The organism is Sphingomonas sp. PP-CC-3A-396 (genome assembly GCF_004343105.1).
Classification (GTDB): domain Bacteria; phylum Pseudomonadota; class Alphaproteobacteria; order Sphingomonadales; family Sphingomonadaceae; genus Sphingomonas.
Genome location: NZ_SLYF01000001.1, coordinates 654,282 through 668,758 on the forward strand (window position 1 = coordinate 654,282; position 14,477 = coordinate 668,758).

Genomic DNA, 14,477 nt, shown 5'->3' on the forward strand with positions numbered 1-14,477 from the left:
TTGCGCGCGAAGGGAAAAACCCCAGGATCGATCGAGTCATAACGGACATCCTCAGCCGGGAAGTTTGTAGCGCAGGCTGAAATTGCTCCAGCCGTTCTGCACGTCATACAGGTCGTCGGGCAAACCGCGTAGCGGCGAACACCCGACAAAGGTGGCGATCGCCAGATCGTCGACGCGGTCGACATAGCGCCGGTTGTCGTCGTCGACCCCGGCATGACCGCTGATCGTCGGCCGCGATTTCAGCGTGCCGTCGCGGTTGAGCTTCAAGTTGATCGTCACGCGGATCCGCTCCGCGCCAGGCCCCGGCGTGACCTGCCGGTTGGCGCAGGGCTGCACCTGCCGCAAGATCGCCGAGCCGATGTTCGCCGCCGCCTGCGCACCGAGCTTGGCGGCCTTGGGGGCTTCCGACTTGCTCGGCGACGGATCGGCCGACAGACCTTTCAGGAAATTGTCGCCGAGCCGCGACCCGCGTGGCCGCGACGCTTTCGCCTCGGCGGTCGAGCCGCTGCCCTTGGTCGAGGATGCCTTGGCGGGCTTGGCCGACGATGCGGAAGACGACGTCTTCGCGGGCGCAGCACTCGGTTTCGCCGCAGCCTTGGTCGGCGCGGACTTCGCGGGCGCGGCCTTGGCGGGTGGCGCCTTCTCGGCCTTGGGCTGTGGCTTCACGACGGGCTTAGGGACCGGCGCGGGCTTTGCGACGGGTTTCGGCGGCGCGGGCTTGGGTTTGGGTTGAGGCTTCGGCTCGGGTGTCGGCTGCGGCTTGGGCGCAGGTTTCGGTGGTGCGGGCTTGGGCTGGGGCGCAGGCGGCACGGGATCGGGCTTCGGCTCGGGATCGGCTTCTTCCGGAGCAGGCGGCGCGGCATCCTCGGGCGCACCTTCGTCCGGCGCGACCGACTCGGCTGGCGTCTCCACCGATTGCGGCGCGGTCGCTTCCAGCGCGACATCGGGCACGAGGCTCACGTCGATCGGCTGCTGCTCGATCTTCTTCGGCAGTTCGGGCGCACTGAGAAAGCCGAGCGACAGCGCGCCGAACAGCAGGACGTGCCCGACAACCGCGACGCCTAAGCCGATCTTCTCCGAACGGTCCATCAGCCAGCCATCAGTTCTGGTTACCCTCGACGGTCACCAGCGCGACGCGGTTCAGCCCGGCGCGGTTGAGTTCGCCCATCACGCGCATCACGCGGCCGTAATCGAGCTTCCGGTCCGCGCGCAGCAGCACCTGCGGCTCGTCGCCAACCGCACGGCTGGCAGCGATCGCGGCGAGCCGCACCGGCAGCGCGTCGTCGGTCACCTGATCCTTGTCGATGAACAGCGCGCCGGTCTCGTCCATCGAGATCTCGACGGGCTTCTGCTCCTGGTCGAGCGCTTTCGCGCGCGCGTCGGGGAGGTTCACCGGTACGCCCGCGGTCATTAGCGGCGCGGTCACCATGAAGATGATCAGCAGCACCAGCATCACGTCGACCAGCGGCGTGACGTTGATATCCGCCATCGGCGCGCGGCGACCGCGCCCGCGGGAAGAAGGAAGATTCATCGCCACTTAAAATCCTCCCCGCACGCGGGGAGGGGGACCAGCGAAGCTGGTGGTGGGGGCGTGCGTCATGCGTTGCGCTGCGTTGGTGGCCTCGTCCCACGGACGCCGTGCGACGTGGAGAACCCCCTCCACCACGCCTCTGCGCGTCGCGGTCCCCCTCCCCGTGCCGGGGAGGATCTGCGTCGCGCTCATCGCGAGCCGTCCAATTGGCGCGAGAGGGTCGTGTGGAAACCGTCGGCGAACCGGTTGAGGCTTGCCTCGATCCGGTTGATGCCGTGCGAGAACCGGTTGTACGCGATTACCGCGGGGATGGCCGCGAACAGGCCGATCGCGGTTGCGAACAGTGCCTCCGCGATTCCCGGCGCGACCACCGCCAGCGACGTGTTCTGCGCCGCCGCGATGCTGGTGAAGCTTCGCATGATGCCCCAGACCGTACCGAACAGCCCGACGAACGGCGCGACCGAGCCGACCGTCGCCAGCACGTTCAGCCGGTCCGACAGCTTGTCGATCTCGCCCGCGACGGCTGCACCCATCGTCGTCGCCAGCCGCTCGCGCGTGCCGCTCTTGTCGATCGTGCCACCCGCGGTCGAGCGCCGCCACTCGGTCACGCCGGCCGCGAACACGCGCGCCGACGGCAGGTCGTTCTCGCCCTCCGCCTTGTAGAAGACGTCGATATCCTCGGCCTTCCAGAAATCGCGCTCGAACCGCGTCATGCCCTTGCGCGTCTTGCCGATCCGCCGCCAGAACGCGACGATCAGAGCCCAGGTCCAGATGCTGGCGAGCAGCAGCCCGATCATCACGCCCTTCACCACCCAGTCGGCCTGGAGGAACAAGTGGATCGGCGACAGCGTCGCGCTATCCATAGTCAACACCGGATTCATGCTTCCCCCTGCCAGACAAGGCGTTCGTAGATATCGATCCAGGCGCGCGGCTGGCGGCGTGGGCGGCCATTGGGAGCGACCAATGCCGCCACCACGTCCGCCTCGGCCAAGACAAGCCCGTCGCGCATGACCCTTTGATGAATGGCGACCCCGGCCGCGCGCACTTGCGTGATCCGCGAGACCACCAGCAGCGCGTCGTCGAGCCTGGCGGGCGCGGCATAACGGATAGTGACGCTGGCGATCGCGTAGGAGCCTTCGCCCGCCTCGAACGCCGCGCGCTGGTCGATCCCGCCGACCCGCAGCATGTCCGACCGGGCGCGCTCCATGTAGCGCAGATAGTTGGCGTGATAGACCGCGCCCGACAGATCGGTGTCCTCGAAATACACGCGCACCGGAAACCGGTGCTCGCGCCCTTCGAAGCGGCCTTCCGCCGGACGATCTGAAACATCAGCCATTACCGCGGCTGTTAACCCAGTCTTTGCCATGAAGCCAAGCTTTGCCTTCGCGGTTCGCGCTGGCCGGCGCCGTGCGAGGCGCCTAGCTTGCCGGCTGCAAACGCAGGAGACTCGCATGGCCGATCGTCCCACCGGCGGAATCACGCCGTTCCTCGTCATTCGCGGACAACGCGGACGCGAGGCACTCGAATTCTACGAGACTGCGTTCGCCGCAACCCTCGTCGAGACGAACTTCGCGGACGACGGCGTCCGGCTGATGCAGGCGAGCCTGCGGATCAACGACGCCTGGCTGATGCTCTCCGACGAGTTCCCGGAATGGCGCGGTCACGACGAGCCCGAGCCCGCGGGTATCACACTGCATCTGCGCGTCGACGATACCGATGCCTGGGCCCACCGCGCGGTGGCGGCCGGCGCCGCCGTGACGATGGCCGTCGCCGACCAGTTCTGGGGCGATCGCTACGGCCAGGTGCGCGATCCGTTCGGCCATAGCTGGTCGATCGGATCGCCCATCAAGACCTGATTACTGGAAGACGCTCGGGTCCAGCTTTAAGCGGGGCTGAGCCGGCGGCACAGGCTGCGAGATCGGCTGGAGCCGGGCCTGGGTGATCGTCTGCACGGTCATGTTCGACGCATATTGGCGCGAGACGGCCAGTTGTGGCTGAACCGGACGCACGGGGCGACCACGCCACGCATCGACCGCGCGGTAGAAATCGGTGAACGGCCGCTCGAGCACGGGCAGGTTCTGGGCGGCGAACGCGGGCAATGCCTCGGCGGTCAGCCCGGCGCTCTGAGCGAGGACCGTGCCAGCCGCGGCGCAGAAGTCGTCGCGCGCGGGCGACTGCGAGAAGAAATTGTACAAGCGCGTCATCGAATCGTCGTAGCGATCCTGCCAGTCGCCGCCGCCCGCTTTGTATTCGCTGGCATAGGTCGCCTCGGCCTTGGCGAGCACCGGCTTCTGTGCCGAGAGCAGCGCGTTGTAGCCTGCGACGATCGTCAATTCCTGCGGCCCGCGGCAGGCGAGCGCGGCGACGTTGAGCGCAGCGCGGAGATGCCAGACCTTCGCGGAAGTCGTCAGATTGCGATTCGGTGTGGGATAGGTGCCGTCGGCCAGCGCGACCGGAATGACGATGGTCGGCGACGCGCCCTTCGGCATTGTTGGCGCAGGCACTGGCACCATGATCACGGGCGGCGCGACCTGCGCCACGGTCCGCGGCTTCGACGTGCAGCCGGCCAGCAGGCCCAGCGCGGTAACGGACAGCAAAGCAAACCGACGACTCATCACAACACCTCGTAACGTCCCCCGACGGGACACTCTTGCCGGGATTAGGTTAACGAGACGTAAGCCGTACGCGCTTTGCGGCGAGTGGAGAGGGAGCGGGGTTGGGCCTCGCGCTGGCTGCACCTACCCCGGAAGTCGTCCACCCCGGCGAAGGCCGGGCCCCAGTTGGAAAGGCTGCAGTAACGAAGCGCGACCTCCGTCAGCGATGTCCCCCAATTGGGCCCCGGCCTTCGCCGGGGTGGTGCTGGTGAATGTCTAGGAGCGAGGCATGACCAAGCGTATTACACGCGTGCTCTGCAATCCTCCCCTGCAAGGGGAGGTGGCTGGCGCTTGCCAGACGGAGGGGTGACACCCTCTCGATAGCGGATCACCCCTCCGTCAGCCCAAGCGGGCTGCCACCTCCCCTCATAGGGGAGGGAAAAAGATCAAACCGCGCGTGCTTCCAGCGCGGCAGCCGCCTGTGCCATCAGGCCGCCGATGATCTGCGCGACCGGCTCCTCGCGCTTGACCATGCCGACCGACTGGCCCGCCATCACCGAGCCATGCTCGACATCGCCGTCGATCACCGCACGGCGCAGCGCGCCCGCCCAGTAATGCTCGATCTGCAACTGCGCCTCGGCCATTTCCACGCGGCCGCCGTCGAGATGCCCGGCGACCTCGCGCTGCTTCGCCGTGAACAACTCGCTCGACGCGTTCTTCAGCGCGCGCACCGGAATGACGGGAAGCCGCGCATCGATCTGCACGCTGGCGATCGCGTCGCGTGCCGAGGCCCGGATGAACGCCTTCTTGAAATTGGCATGCGCGATCGATTCGGTCGCGCACACGAACAGCGTGCCGAGCTGTACGCCCGCCGCACCCATGTCGAGGTACCCCGCGATCGCCTCGCCGCGACCGATCCCGCCCGCAACGAACACCGGCACTTGGTCCGCGATCTCCGGCAGCATCTCCTGCGCGAGCACGCTGGTCGAGACCGGGCCGATATGGCCACCGGCTTCCATGCCCTCGATCACCAGCGCGTCGACACCGCTGCGGATCAGCTTTTTCGCGAGCGCCAGCGCGGGCGAGAACGCGATCAGCTTGGCGCCCGTCTCCTTGATCGCCTCGATGCTGCCCTTGGGCGGCAAGCCACCGGCGAGCACGACATGGCCGACCTTATGTTTGGTGCAAACCGCGATCAGCTCGAACAGGTCGGGGTGCATGGTGATCAGGTTCACGCCGAACGGCTTGTCGGTCATCGCCTTGGTCGCGGCGATCTCGGTGTCGAGCAGCGCGGGCGTCATCGCGCCGCACGCGATCACGCCGAACCCGCCCGCGTTGGAGATCGCCGAGACGAGGTGCCGCTCGCTCACCCAGGACATCGCACCGCCGAGAATCGCGACCTCCGACCCGAGGAACGCGGCGCCGCGCGCCATCCGGCGTTGCAGCCGCTCAGTACCGATCGTCATGCATCCATCCCCGTCGTCGCAATCTTGTTCGTCGTTGCAATAATGTCCGCTATCCCAACTCTATACGTCATCCCAGCGACAGCTGGGATCTCCCGGTGATAGCGTGGGCCCTTGCCGCGGGAGACCCCAGCTTTCGCTGGCGTGACGGTGTGGGCTGGGGTTACGGTGTTGTGGCTCAAGCCGCATCCTCGGCATCGAGGCCATACGCGGTGTGCAGCACGCGCACCGCCAGCTCGGTATAATCCTCTTCGATCAGCACGCTGACCTTGATTTCCGACGTCGCGATCGCCTGGATGTTGATCCCGCGCTCGCCGAGCGTCGTGAACATCGTCGCCGCGACACCCGCATGGCTGCGCATGCCGACACCAACGACCGACACCTTGGCGACGCGCGTGTCGTGGACGATCGTCGCATAGCCGATCGCGTCCTTCGCCTTGTCGAGCACGTCGAGCGAGCGCGCGAGATCGGCTGCCGGTACCGTGAACGTCACGTCGGTCGAGCCGGTCGAATGCGCGACGTTCTGCACGATCATGTCGACGTTGATCCCCGCATCGGCGAGCGGCGCGAAGATCGCCGCGACCGAGCCGGGCCGATCGCTGACCTGCGTCAGGGTGATCTTCGCCTCGTTCTTGTCGTGCGCGATGCCGGTGATGAGCTGGCGTTCCATATCGTCGATTTCCTCTTCGCCCACGATCAACGTGCCGCGGTGACCATCATTGGTATCGCCGTCCTCGAACGAGGACAGCACGCGCACGCGCACGTTTTCCTTCATCGCCAGGCCGACAGAGCGCGTCTGCAGCACCTTGGCACCGACGCTGGCGAGTTCCAGCATCTCTTCATAGGTGACCTTGCTCAGCTTCCGCGCGCGGGGCACGATCCTGGGGTCGGTCGTGTAGACGCCGTCGACGTCGGTATAGATGTCGCAACGATCCGCCTTCATCGCCGCCGCCATCGCCACCGCCGACGTATCCGAGCCGCCGCGGCCCAAGGTGGTCACGCGCTGGCCATCCGCGACGCCCTGGAAACCGGGGATCACCGCGACGAAACCGTCCGCAAGGCTCGCGTCGAGCGCGGCCGTGTCGATCTCGCCAATCCGCGCCGATCCGTGTGCGTCGGACGTGTTGATCGGCAACTGCCAGCCGAGCCACGACCGCGCCTTGCAGCCGGCCGCCTGCAGAGCGATCGCGAGCAAGCCACTCGTGATCTGCTCGCCGGCCGAAACGACGACGTCATATTCCTTCGCGTCGTACAGCGACGACGCCTCGCGGCAGAAGCCGACCAGCCGATCGGTCTCGCCGGCCATCGCGGAGACGACGACGGCGACCTGGTTGCCGGCGTCGACTTCGCGCTTCACGCGCGCGGCGACGTTGCGGATCCGCTCGATCCCAGCCATCGACGTCCCGCCGAATTTCATCACGATACGGGCCATTGGCAGCGCAAATCCCTTTGGGTCGAAGCGGCGGCCCTGATAGGTAGCGCGCATGATACTGGCAAGTGACACCGTAAACGGCGCAACAATCGATCCGCGCGAGGCCGCGCATTTCGGCACGATGGCGAAGGACTGGTGGGATCCGAAGGGCTCGTCGGCGCCACTTCACAAGCTCAATCCGCCGCGGTTGCGCTATATCCGCGAGCAGGTGGATGCGCATTGGGGTGGCGATGGTGCGACCTTCACCCCGCTGGCGGGGAAGACCGCGCTCGACGTCGGCTGCGGCGCTGGGCTGCTGTGCGAGCCGTTGGCCCGGCTCGGCGCCACAGTGACGGGGATCGACGCCGCGCCGGAGAATATCGCGGTGGCGGAGATCCATGCGGCTCAGAGTGGTCTTGCGATCGACTACCGCGCGGGAGGCGTCGAGGGGCTAGCCGGACAATTCGACCTCGTCACCAGCCTTGAGGTCATCGAGCATGTCAGCGACCCTGCGGGCTTCGTGCGCGGTCTAGCGCGGACTTTGGCAGAGGGCGGGCTGTTAATCCTGTCGACGCCCAACCGCACGCCTTTGTCGCGGCTGGCGATGATCACCGTGGCGGAAGGTGCCGGCGTCATTCCCAAGGGCACGCACGACTGGAACAAGTTCCTCACGCCCGAGGAACTGACTGCGTTGCTGAAGGATGCGGGGCTGCGCGTGACGGATACGCGGGGGCTGAGCTTCTCGCCCGCGACTGGCTTCACGCTGAGTGACTCGACGAGCCTCGATTACTTCCTAACCGCGGTAAAAGCCTGACTCGTGGCCCACACGCCACCACCCCGGCGAAGGCCGGGGCCCAGTTGGGAAGGCCGGGGTAACGGAGCGCGATCGCTAATCATCACCGTCCCCCAACTGGGCCCCGGCCTCCGCCGGGGTGGGGCCGAATGACGAGCCGAAGCACTCCCCAAAATTGTTCACCCGCGAAGGCGGGTGCCCAGACTGGGCACCCGCCTTCGCGGGTGAACATGCTTCTGATGCTGGCAGCGCTAGCAACCCTCTTCGTCACCCTCGCGCTCCTTCGCCCGGTAGACCACGACGAGAGCCAATACGTCGCCGCGGCCGCGCTAACCGCACACGGCCTCTTCCCCTACCGGGACTTCGCCTACCTCCAGACCCCACTCCAACCGTACCTCTTCGCGCCCGTCGCACTTCTAGCCGGCAACTGGACCTGGCCAGCCCTCCGCATCCTCAACGCCCTGCTCGGCATCGCAACGATAGCCTGTGTCCACACCGCCGCCCGCACCCTCGGCGCCAAACCCAAAGCCGCCCTCACCTGCGCAGCCGTGTTCGCCACCTGCGACATCCTCCTCTTCAGCATCGGCACAGCCCGCAACGACGCACTCCCCGCCGCGCTGCTCGCCGCAGCCCTCCCCCTGATCGTCCGCCCCGCCATCACGCGCAAAGCCGCCGCGCTCGCCGGTTTCCTCCTCGCCAGCGCCGCCGCCGCGAAGATCTCCTATGCGTTTCCCGCGCTCGCCTACGGCCTCTACGCGCTGGTCGACCGCCGCCATCGCCCCGCCGCGGTCCTGCTCGGCACGCTCCCGGTTATCGCCTTCGTCGCCTGGACCTATGCCGCCAGCCCGGCCGGCTTCGTGTTCGGCACTTTCACCTTCCCGGCGCGCGGCCCCGCCGAATATTACGCGCTCCGCCCGTGGAAGATGTCGCTCCCCGCCAAGGCGATCGACACGCTCAAGTTCGTCGCACTAGGCGCAGCCCTGCCCGCGCTCGCGCTGGTCGCCCGCGACGCCTGGCGACGCCGCGCGGTCGGACTGCTCGACTGGCTGATCCTCGCCGGCCTGATCGCCGCACTCCTGCCGTTTCCAACCTGGCGGCAATATCTCCTCCCAGCCCTGCCAGCCCTGTTCGTCCGCCTATCGCTGATCCCGCCCCCAAGCCGCGCGTGGCGAATCGCGTTCGCCGTATTCGCCGCCGCCGGCATCGCCCCCTCCATCGCAGCGCTGGCAGATTCGGATGGCCTGTCGCTCACACAGGCCCTCCGCGAAGGCCGAGCGGTCGGCCGCGTCCTCGACCAACACGGACTCGCAGGACCGATCGCGACGCTATCACCACAAATCCTCCCTGCAGCGAACCGCCAGCCCGATCCCGCCTTCGCGACCGGCCCCTTCTATTTCCGCAGCACCAAGCTGCTCGACGCAACTCAAGAACACGCGCTCCACCTGATCTCGCGAGCGCGCATGAAACTCGACGGATCGACGATCCTAACCGGAGGCGAAGGCCCCGCGACAAGCGGCGATGCCAGCCTCGACCAAGCCCTCGCCACCGCCGCACGCGACGCCGGTTACGAGCCGATCCCGATCCCCGGCACGCGCTTCACCGCGTTCACGCCGCCAGCCCACACCCCTGCTTCGCCGCGACCAGCCCCGCATAATAGTCCATGAGCTCGACCGCATGCTCGCGGTCGCTGCGGACATGCCGCGCCGCCACCGCCGCCGCGCGCCGCAGCAACGCGGGGTCGCGCGCGAACAACCGCCCGATCGCCGCCGCCGCGCTCTCCGCATCACGCGCCGCGTAGAGCTCGCTGGCGTGGCGGTCGGCGACTTCCGCGCAGCCACCCGTATCCGGCACGATCAGCGGCAGGCCCGATGCCATCGCCTCCGACGCGACCAGGCCGAACGGCTCCGCCTCCGACCCGTGGATCAGCGCATCGCAGCTCGCCATGATCCGCGCGAGCCGCTCGCGATCATAGACCGGCGCGAACATCCGGATATGCGGCGACCCGCCGATCCGCCGCTGAATCGCCTTGGTCTGCGCACCCGCGCCGATCAGGACCAGCCCGACCGGCAGCGTCGCCCCCGCCCGCGCCACCGCATCGACCACCAAGGGCCAGCGCTTCTCGCCGTGATGCCGCCCGAGCCCGAGCAGCAGCATGCCGTCCTCGGGCAACCCGCACTGCTGCAGCAACGCCCCGCGCAGCCGCGTGTCGCGCAGGTCCGGGGAGAAATGCCCGCGCTCGATCCCCAGCGGCATCGCCGCGTCGATCCGGACGCCGCGCGCGCGCAATCGCTTTTCCAGCGCCGGGCCGTTGGTGACGACGACGTCGTATTTCTCGAGGAAGCGGTTCATGTATCGGCTGTACCAGGCGAACCCGCGCTCGATCTGGTCATGGCTCGCGACGCCCGCGAACCAGCGCTGGGCATAGGCGGCGATATTGTCGTTGTGCATGAAGAACGACTTCACCGCGCGGCCCTGCCAGTCGCCGACGAACCATGCGGGCCGCCACGGCGAGCAGCACTCCACCACGTCCGGATCGAGATCGTCGAGCACCCGGTGGATCGCCGCCCTATCCCAGAACAACCCGTAATTGCGATCGAACGGCATGCCCGGCGACTTGAGATAGATGATCCGCCCGCCGCCCGGCCGCTCCTCGACGCGATCCTCCTTGCCGGGCGCAACGACGATCAGTTCATGGCCCATGTCGGCCATGATCCCCATCTTCCGGTCGACATAGGTCCGCACGCCGCCGCCGGTCGGCGAGTAGAACTCGTTGACGTCGACGATTCTCACGGGATCATTCTCATGGCGTGACAGGCCCGAACCCGCCGAGCCCGCGCAGATACTGCACGGTAATCCGCACCGACGTGACGCCCGCGCCGACTTCGACCAGCGCCTGCTCGACCTTGGGCCGCGACCGCCCGAGCTTTGCATTGCTCGCAAATCCGGCGCCATCCGACCAGAAGCTGAACTTGTTCTTCCCGTCGCGATTATGCGTCAGCAACAGCGCATAGCGGCCCGGCCGCGGCGCCCGGATGCACAGGATCGGCGACCCGGTCGGCGGCGTCGGCACCACGACCCGCCGAAACGTTTTGCCCGCCGCGAGCAGCACGCGGTCGTCCTCGAGAAAATCCGCTTCCTCGCCCGGATAGAGTTCCAACTTCAACTCTCCCGTGCGATCCTTCAGCCCGGTGATCTCGACCGCTATCGCCGGCCCTTCCCCCGGCCGGCACGCCGCCGCATCGCTGCCCAGAACCTGCGCGCCCGCCGATCCCCCCGAAACGACCGAAGCAACCAGAGCCAACCCATAACGAATCATGCACGAATCCGATCGAGTGCCGCGTGGATGCCGAACAGCACGATCAGGCCGACATGCACCAGCAAGGTCGCCGCCGCCGTAAACGCGATCAATTCCGACAGCGCCTGATCCTGCCCGATCAGGAGGATCGCGATGTTGGCGAACAACAGATCCTTGTTCGGCACCAGCGGCAGGCGCGATACGAGCAGGCGTCCGGCGGCGAGGAACAGCCACATCCCCATCGGCACGCCCGGCAACGCGAAATGCCACGCGAACGCGATCAGCACCGATCCGCACAGCAGCCGGATACAGTGGATCCCGAACACCCACCACAGCTTCGCGCGAGGCAGCGAGAACACGCGGCGCGAGAAGATCAGAAATGGCAGCGAGATCGCCAGCGTCACGCCTGCCGATGCCAACACCGTCCGGAACTGGTCGTGCGTCAGTAGATGCCGGCCGAGCGGCAAGGCGATCGCCACCAGCAGCAATGTCACCGCGTTGCCCGCGATCGCCGACAGGATCGTGACGTCCTTCACCGCACCGAACGGCGACGCCACCATCCGCGCCTTGGCTCGCGCCCAGGCATAGAAATACGCGTCGCCCGAGTATCCGAACACGACCTCGTTCGCGATCCGCTTCTTGATCAGCGCGACGAGGCCGCCGAGAGGGATGCCCCACAGGCGGCGGAAGATGACGTAATCCCCGGTCGGCGGCGACATGTAGAGCAGCGCAAAACACAGATAGAAGCGCGGATCGCTCGGCACCGAGCGCGTGAGTCCCGCCAGCCCATGCCCCAGCAATTCGCGTCCCAGCCCGGCGATCATCGCCAGCGTCAATACCGCGCCGATAATCGCCGGCCAACGGCTGCCGATCGTCTTCAGCGGCTCCAGACCAGCGCGGGCGATGTCGGCATAGCCCTCGGTGTCGGCAGTGTTCGCACGCGTGTTCAATCGCCGGTCCTCAAGCCATTCCGTCGCCCCTCGATCGGCCCAATAGCCGCCCGTCGGCACGCGTGCACGCAAAGTCGGTTTCATTCGGTCGCGATCTCCGCTCTACCAATCGCGCATTATGATGACCGCCATATTTCAGTGACGTCCCCGCCGCCGCTCGCCCGGCACATCCTGACCTATGCCGAGGATCTGCGCGGCGGCGGGGTGGAGCGCGCGCAGCTGCGGCTCGCGCGCGGCTGGCTGGCGGCGGGGCGGCGCGTGACGCTGGCGATCGAGGATATTGCCGGACCGCTGGCGGCGGAACTGCCGGAGGGGCTTGAGATCGTTTCGCCCTCGCGGTTGCTGGCGTTACCCAAGGTCGTGCGACAGCTCGTCCCTGACGTGATCTTCTGCCCGGGCAATTTCTATACCGGCATCGCGGCTTGGAGCCGGCTTCGGCTCGGCAAGGCATGCCCGCCGATCGTCGCCAAGATGTCCAACGCCCCCGCGCGCGCCGATCACGGCCGGCTGATGCACGCGGCGCACCAGCTCTGGCTCGCGCGGCACGGAAGCTTCCTCGATCACCTCGTCGCGATGACTCCGGCGACGGCGGACGAGGCGGCGCGCGCGACGCGCATGGTCGGCCGCACGAGCATCATCCCGAACCCGCCGGCGGTGCCGATCCCGGGCGAGATGCCGGATTTGCCCGCGCGCTACATCCTCGGCGCTGGGCGGCTCGAACCGCAGAAACGCTGGGACCGCCTGATCGCCGCGCTTCCGGTGCTGGTGGACCGGACCATTCCGCTGGTGATCCTCGGCGAAGGCGACGAGCGGGGGGCGATCGAAACGCAGATTGGCGCGCTGGGTTTGGGAGACCGTGTTCGCCTGCTCGGCCACAGCACCGACCCGCTGCCGGTGATGGCGCGCGCGCAGGTCGTCGTGCTGACTTCGGACTATGAAGGCGTACCGGGGGTTTTGCGCGAGGCGTTGTCGGTTGGGACCCCGGTAATCTCCACCGATTCGAGCACGGCGGTGGCGGAAATCATCGACCGCGCGGATCGCGGTACGATCGTCGCGAGGGACGATGCGGTGGGACTGATCTCAGCGTTGGATGCATGGCTAGCGCCAACTGCGCAACGCCCGGAGCCGGTCCCGCAGCCCGGTGCGGACTCGGCGGGGCGCTACCTCGCACTCTTCGATCGATTGGTCAGGCGGTAGCGCCTTACGTCTTTCCCCGCCTCATTGGCGGTCCGGCCCCCACCTTCCGTCATTCCCGCGGAAGCGGGGACCCATATCCTCCGAGGTTTGCCAGTATGGGTCCCCGCGTCCGCGGGGATGACGGGGGGTGAGCTCGGACCCGCATTACGTGGAAGGCGGCGCTAAATCAGATCAGGCCGTAGCCTCACCCGCCTCGGCCTTTTCTTCTTCCCGCTCCGACCGCCGCTCGAGCGCGGTCTTGATCATCGCGGTCATCGGGTCGGCCAGCGCCAGCCCCAATATTCCGAACAGTGCGCTCGCCATGATCTGCGCGCCCAACGTCAACGCCGGCGGCAGATCAACCGTGCGCTTGGCCACCATCGGCACGATCACATAGCCGTCGATCGTCTGCACGATCAAATACGTGCCGATCGCCCAATACCCCGTATCGACGCCCGCGCTGAACCCGACCGCGACCATCAGGACGCCGGTCACGATCGCACCGACGTTCGGGATGAACGCGAGGATGCCCGCGATGATGCCGAGCAGCATCGCCATCGGCACGCCACCTACCGCCAGCGCGATGCCGCTCGCGACACCCTCGACCGCCATCCCGAGTAGACGCCCGGCGAGCAGCCGCCGCAACGTCGCCCCCATCTTGAGCAAGGTCCTGGCGAACTCGGGGCGCAGGTCAACCGGCACCATCCACTGGAGCCCGCGCGAATAGGTGCCCGGGTCCATCGCGATAAACAGCCCGAGGATCAGGATCATGAACATGCTGGTGATCGCACCGATCGCGCTGCCGACCCACGACGTCACGCGCCCGACCGAGCCCAGCGCCTGCTTGACGATCCCGTTGACGTCAGACGCCCCCGGCATCAGCCCCTGCGAGGTCAGATAGGTGGTAAAGCGATTGGCCTGCGACTCCAGCGTCGAGCGGAGCTGCATCACCTGCTCGGTCACCTGCACGCCGGTCAGGATGAACGTCCCCACCAGGAATGCGAACGTCAGCAGCACGACGATCAGCAACCGCCAGCCGCGTCCGATCGGCAGCACCCGCCCAAGCAGCCGCACGCCGCCATCGAGCAGCGCCGCGAACACGACGCCGGCAAAGATGATCAGCAACGGCTGGACCAGCACGATCAGCAGCGCGATCACGCAGGCGAGCCCGAGCCAGATCATCGCACGCTTCAGTTCCTTGCGCAGGAACGGATCGCGCATCTCGACCGGGCTAAGCTCGTCGACGGTCTTGGTGTTGGCCATC

15 protein-coding genes are annotated in these 14,477 nt (G+C 67.3%); 4 read left to right on the plus strand and 11 right to left on the minus strand.

The window, feature by feature from the left end; all coding sequences use genetic code 11:
- Positions 1–51: 51 nt before the first annotated feature.
- The 4 genes from C8J40_RS02950 to C8J40_RS02965 form a co-directional block, all read right to left on the minus strand.
- Entirely contained in the window at positions 52–1,089 is a 1,038-nt protein-coding gene (locus tag C8J40_RS02950; protein ID WP_132895692.1) for a cell envelope biogenesis protein TolA, read from the minus strand.
- A gap of 10 nt (positions 1,090–1,099) precedes the next feature.
- Entirely contained in the window at positions 1,100–1,537 is a 438-nt protein-coding gene (gene tolR, locus C8J40_RS02955) for a protein TolR (protein ID WP_093400527.1), read from the minus strand.
- Between the two features lie 182 nt (positions 1,538–1,719).
- Positions 1,720–2,412: a protein TolQ gene (gene tolQ / locus C8J40_RS02960; protein ID WP_056053223.1), complete on the minus strand. Its 693-nt coding sequence runs from the start codon at positions 2,410–2,412 to the stop codon at positions 1,720–1,722.
- A complete protein-coding gene (locus C8J40_RS02965; protein ID WP_132895693.1) occupies positions 2,409–2,867 on the minus strand; it encodes a YbgC/FadM family acyl-CoA thioesterase in 459 nt (152 codons plus the stop codon). The genes tolQ and C8J40_RS02965 overlap by 4 nt, the downstream gene beginning before the upstream one ends.
- Positions 2,868–2,982: 115 nt before the next feature.
- Between C8J40_RS02965 and C8J40_RS02970 the strand changes: the two genes are divergently transcribed.
- On the plus strand, positions 2,983–3,387 hold the full coding sequence (locus tag C8J40_RS02970; protein WP_132895694.1) for a VOC family protein: 405 nt from the start codon (positions 2,983–2,985) through the stop codon (positions 3,385–3,387).
- Here the strand turns inward: C8J40_RS02970 and C8J40_RS02975 are convergent, their stop codons facing one another.
- The 3 genes from C8J40_RS02975 to C8J40_RS02985 form a co-directional block, all read right to left on the minus strand.
- On the minus strand, positions 3,388–4,146 hold the full coding sequence (locus C8J40_RS02975; RefSeq protein WP_132895695.1) for a hypothetical protein: 759 nt from the start codon (positions 4,144–4,146) through the stop codon (positions 3,388–3,390).
- 425 nt (positions 4,147–4,571) lie between these two features.
- On the minus strand, positions 4,572–5,591 hold the full coding sequence (locus tag C8J40_RS02980; protein WP_243693175.1) for a nitronate monooxygenase: 1,020 nt from the start codon (positions 5,589–5,591) through the stop codon (positions 4,572–4,574).
- A 175-nt stretch (positions 5,592–5,766) separates the two neighbouring features.
- Positions 5,767–7,020 carry an aspartate kinase gene (locus C8J40_RS02985; RefSeq protein WP_132895696.1) on the minus strand — a complete coding sequence of 418 codons (1,254 nt, stop codon included), beginning with the start codon at positions 7,018–7,020 and terminating at the stop codon, positions 5,767–5,769.
- A gap of 52 nt (positions 7,021–7,072) precedes the next feature.
- Between C8J40_RS02985 and ubiG the strand changes: the two genes are divergently transcribed.
- A complete protein-coding gene (ubiG, locus tag C8J40_RS02990; protein WP_132895697.1) occupies positions 7,073–7,813 on the plus strand; it encodes a bifunctional 2-polyprenyl-6-hydroxyphenol methylase/3-demethylubiquinol 3-O-methyltransferase UbiG in 741 nt (246 codons plus the stop codon).
- Positions 7,814–8,031: 218 nt separating this feature from the next.
- Complete coding sequence (locus C8J40_RS02995) at positions 8,032–9,456, plus strand: DUF2029 domain-containing protein (protein ID WP_207901125.1); 1,425 nt, start codon at positions 8,032–8,034, stop codon at positions 9,454–9,456.
- Here C8J40_RS02995 and C8J40_RS03000 read toward each other — a convergent pair.
- Genes C8J40_RS03000 through C8J40_RS03010 form a run of 3 tightly spaced genes read right to left on the minus strand, consistent with a single transcriptional unit; the run spans position 9,398 to position 12,121 of the window.
- On the minus strand, positions 9,398–10,582 hold the full coding sequence (locus C8J40_RS03000) for a glycosyltransferase (RefSeq protein ID WP_132895698.1): 1,185 nt from the start codon (positions 10,580–10,582) through the stop codon (positions 9,398–9,400). The genes C8J40_RS02995 and C8J40_RS03000 overlap by 59 nt on opposite strands.
- A 10-nt stretch (positions 10,583–10,592) precedes the next feature.
- A complete protein-coding gene (locus tag C8J40_RS03005; RefSeq protein WP_132895699.1) occupies positions 10,593–11,108 on the minus strand; it encodes a DUF2141 domain-containing protein in 516 nt (171 codons plus the stop codon).
- On the minus strand, positions 11,105–12,121 hold the full coding sequence (locus C8J40_RS03010) for a hypothetical protein (RefSeq protein WP_243693176.1): 1,017 nt from the start codon (positions 12,119–12,121) through the stop codon (positions 11,105–11,107). The genes C8J40_RS03005 and C8J40_RS03010 overlap by 4 nt, the downstream gene beginning before the upstream one ends.
- Positions 12,122–12,175: 54 nt before the next feature.
- Between C8J40_RS03010 and C8J40_RS03015 the strand changes: the two genes are divergently transcribed.
- Positions 12,176–13,234 carry a glycosyltransferase gene (locus tag C8J40_RS03015; protein WP_132895700.1) on the plus strand — a complete coding sequence of 353 codons (1,059 nt, stop codon included), beginning with the start codon at positions 12,176–12,178 and terminating at the stop codon, positions 13,232–13,234.
- 171 nt (positions 13,235–13,405) lie between these two features.
- Here the strand turns inward: C8J40_RS03015 and C8J40_RS03020 are convergent, their stop codons facing one another.
- Entirely contained in the window at positions 13,406–14,476 is a 1,071-nt protein-coding gene (locus tag C8J40_RS03020) for an AI-2E family transporter (protein ID WP_132895701.1), read from the minus strand.
- Position 14,477 lies beyond the last annotated feature (1 nt).

What these genes read in the sequence shown, in the direction of transcription:
- C8J40_RS02985 (WP_132895696.1), bottom strand. Translation starts at nt 7,020, where the DNA reads ATGGCCCGTATCGTGATGAAATTCGGCGGGACGTCGATGGCTGGGATC.
- C8J40_RS02970 (WP_132895694.1), top strand. Translation starts at nt 2,983, where the DNA reads ATGGCCGATCGTCCCACCGGCGGAATCACGCCGTTCCTCGTCATTCGC.
- C8J40_RS03005 (WP_132895699.1), bottom strand. Translation starts at nt 11,108, where the DNA reads ATGATTCGTTATGGGTTGGCTCTGGTTGCTTCGGTCGTTTCGGGGGGA.
- C8J40_RS02965 (WP_132895693.1), bottom strand. Translation starts at nt 2,867, where the DNA reads ATGGCTGATGTTTCAGATCGTCCGGCGGAAGGCCGCTTCGAAGGGCGC.
- C8J40_RS02975 (WP_132895695.1), bottom strand. Translation starts at nt 4,146, where the DNA reads ATGAGTCGTCGGTTTGCTTTGCTGTCCGTTACCGCGCTGGGCCTGCTG.
- tolQ (WP_056053223.1), bottom strand. Translation starts at nt 2,412, where the DNA reads ATGAATCCGGTGTTGACTATGGATAGCGCGACGCTGTCGCCGATCCAC.
- C8J40_RS02950 (WP_132895692.1), bottom strand. Translation starts at nt 1,089, where the DNA reads ATGGACCGTTCGGAGAAGATCGGCTTAGGCGTCGCGGTTGTCGGGCAC.
- C8J40_RS02980 (WP_243693175.1), bottom strand. Translation starts at nt 5,591, where the DNA reads ATGACGATCGGTACTGAGCGGCTGCAACGCCGGATGGCGCGCGGCGCC.
- C8J40_RS03010 (WP_243693176.1), bottom strand. Translation starts at nt 12,121, where the DNA reads ATGAAACCGACTTTGCGTGCACGCGTGCCGACGGGCGGCTATTGGGCC.
- ubiG (WP_132895697.1), top strand. Translation starts at nt 7,073, where the DNA reads ATGATACTGGCAAGTGACACCGTAAACGGCGCAACAATCGATCCGCGC.
- C8J40_RS02995 (WP_207901125.1), top strand. Translation starts at nt 8,032, where the DNA reads ATGCTGGCAGCGCTAGCAACCCTCTTCGTCACCCTCGCGCTCCTTCGC.
- C8J40_RS03020 (WP_132895701.1), bottom strand. Translation starts at nt 14,476, where the DNA reads ATGGCCAACACCAAGACCGTCGACGAGCTTAGCCCGGTCGAGATGCGC.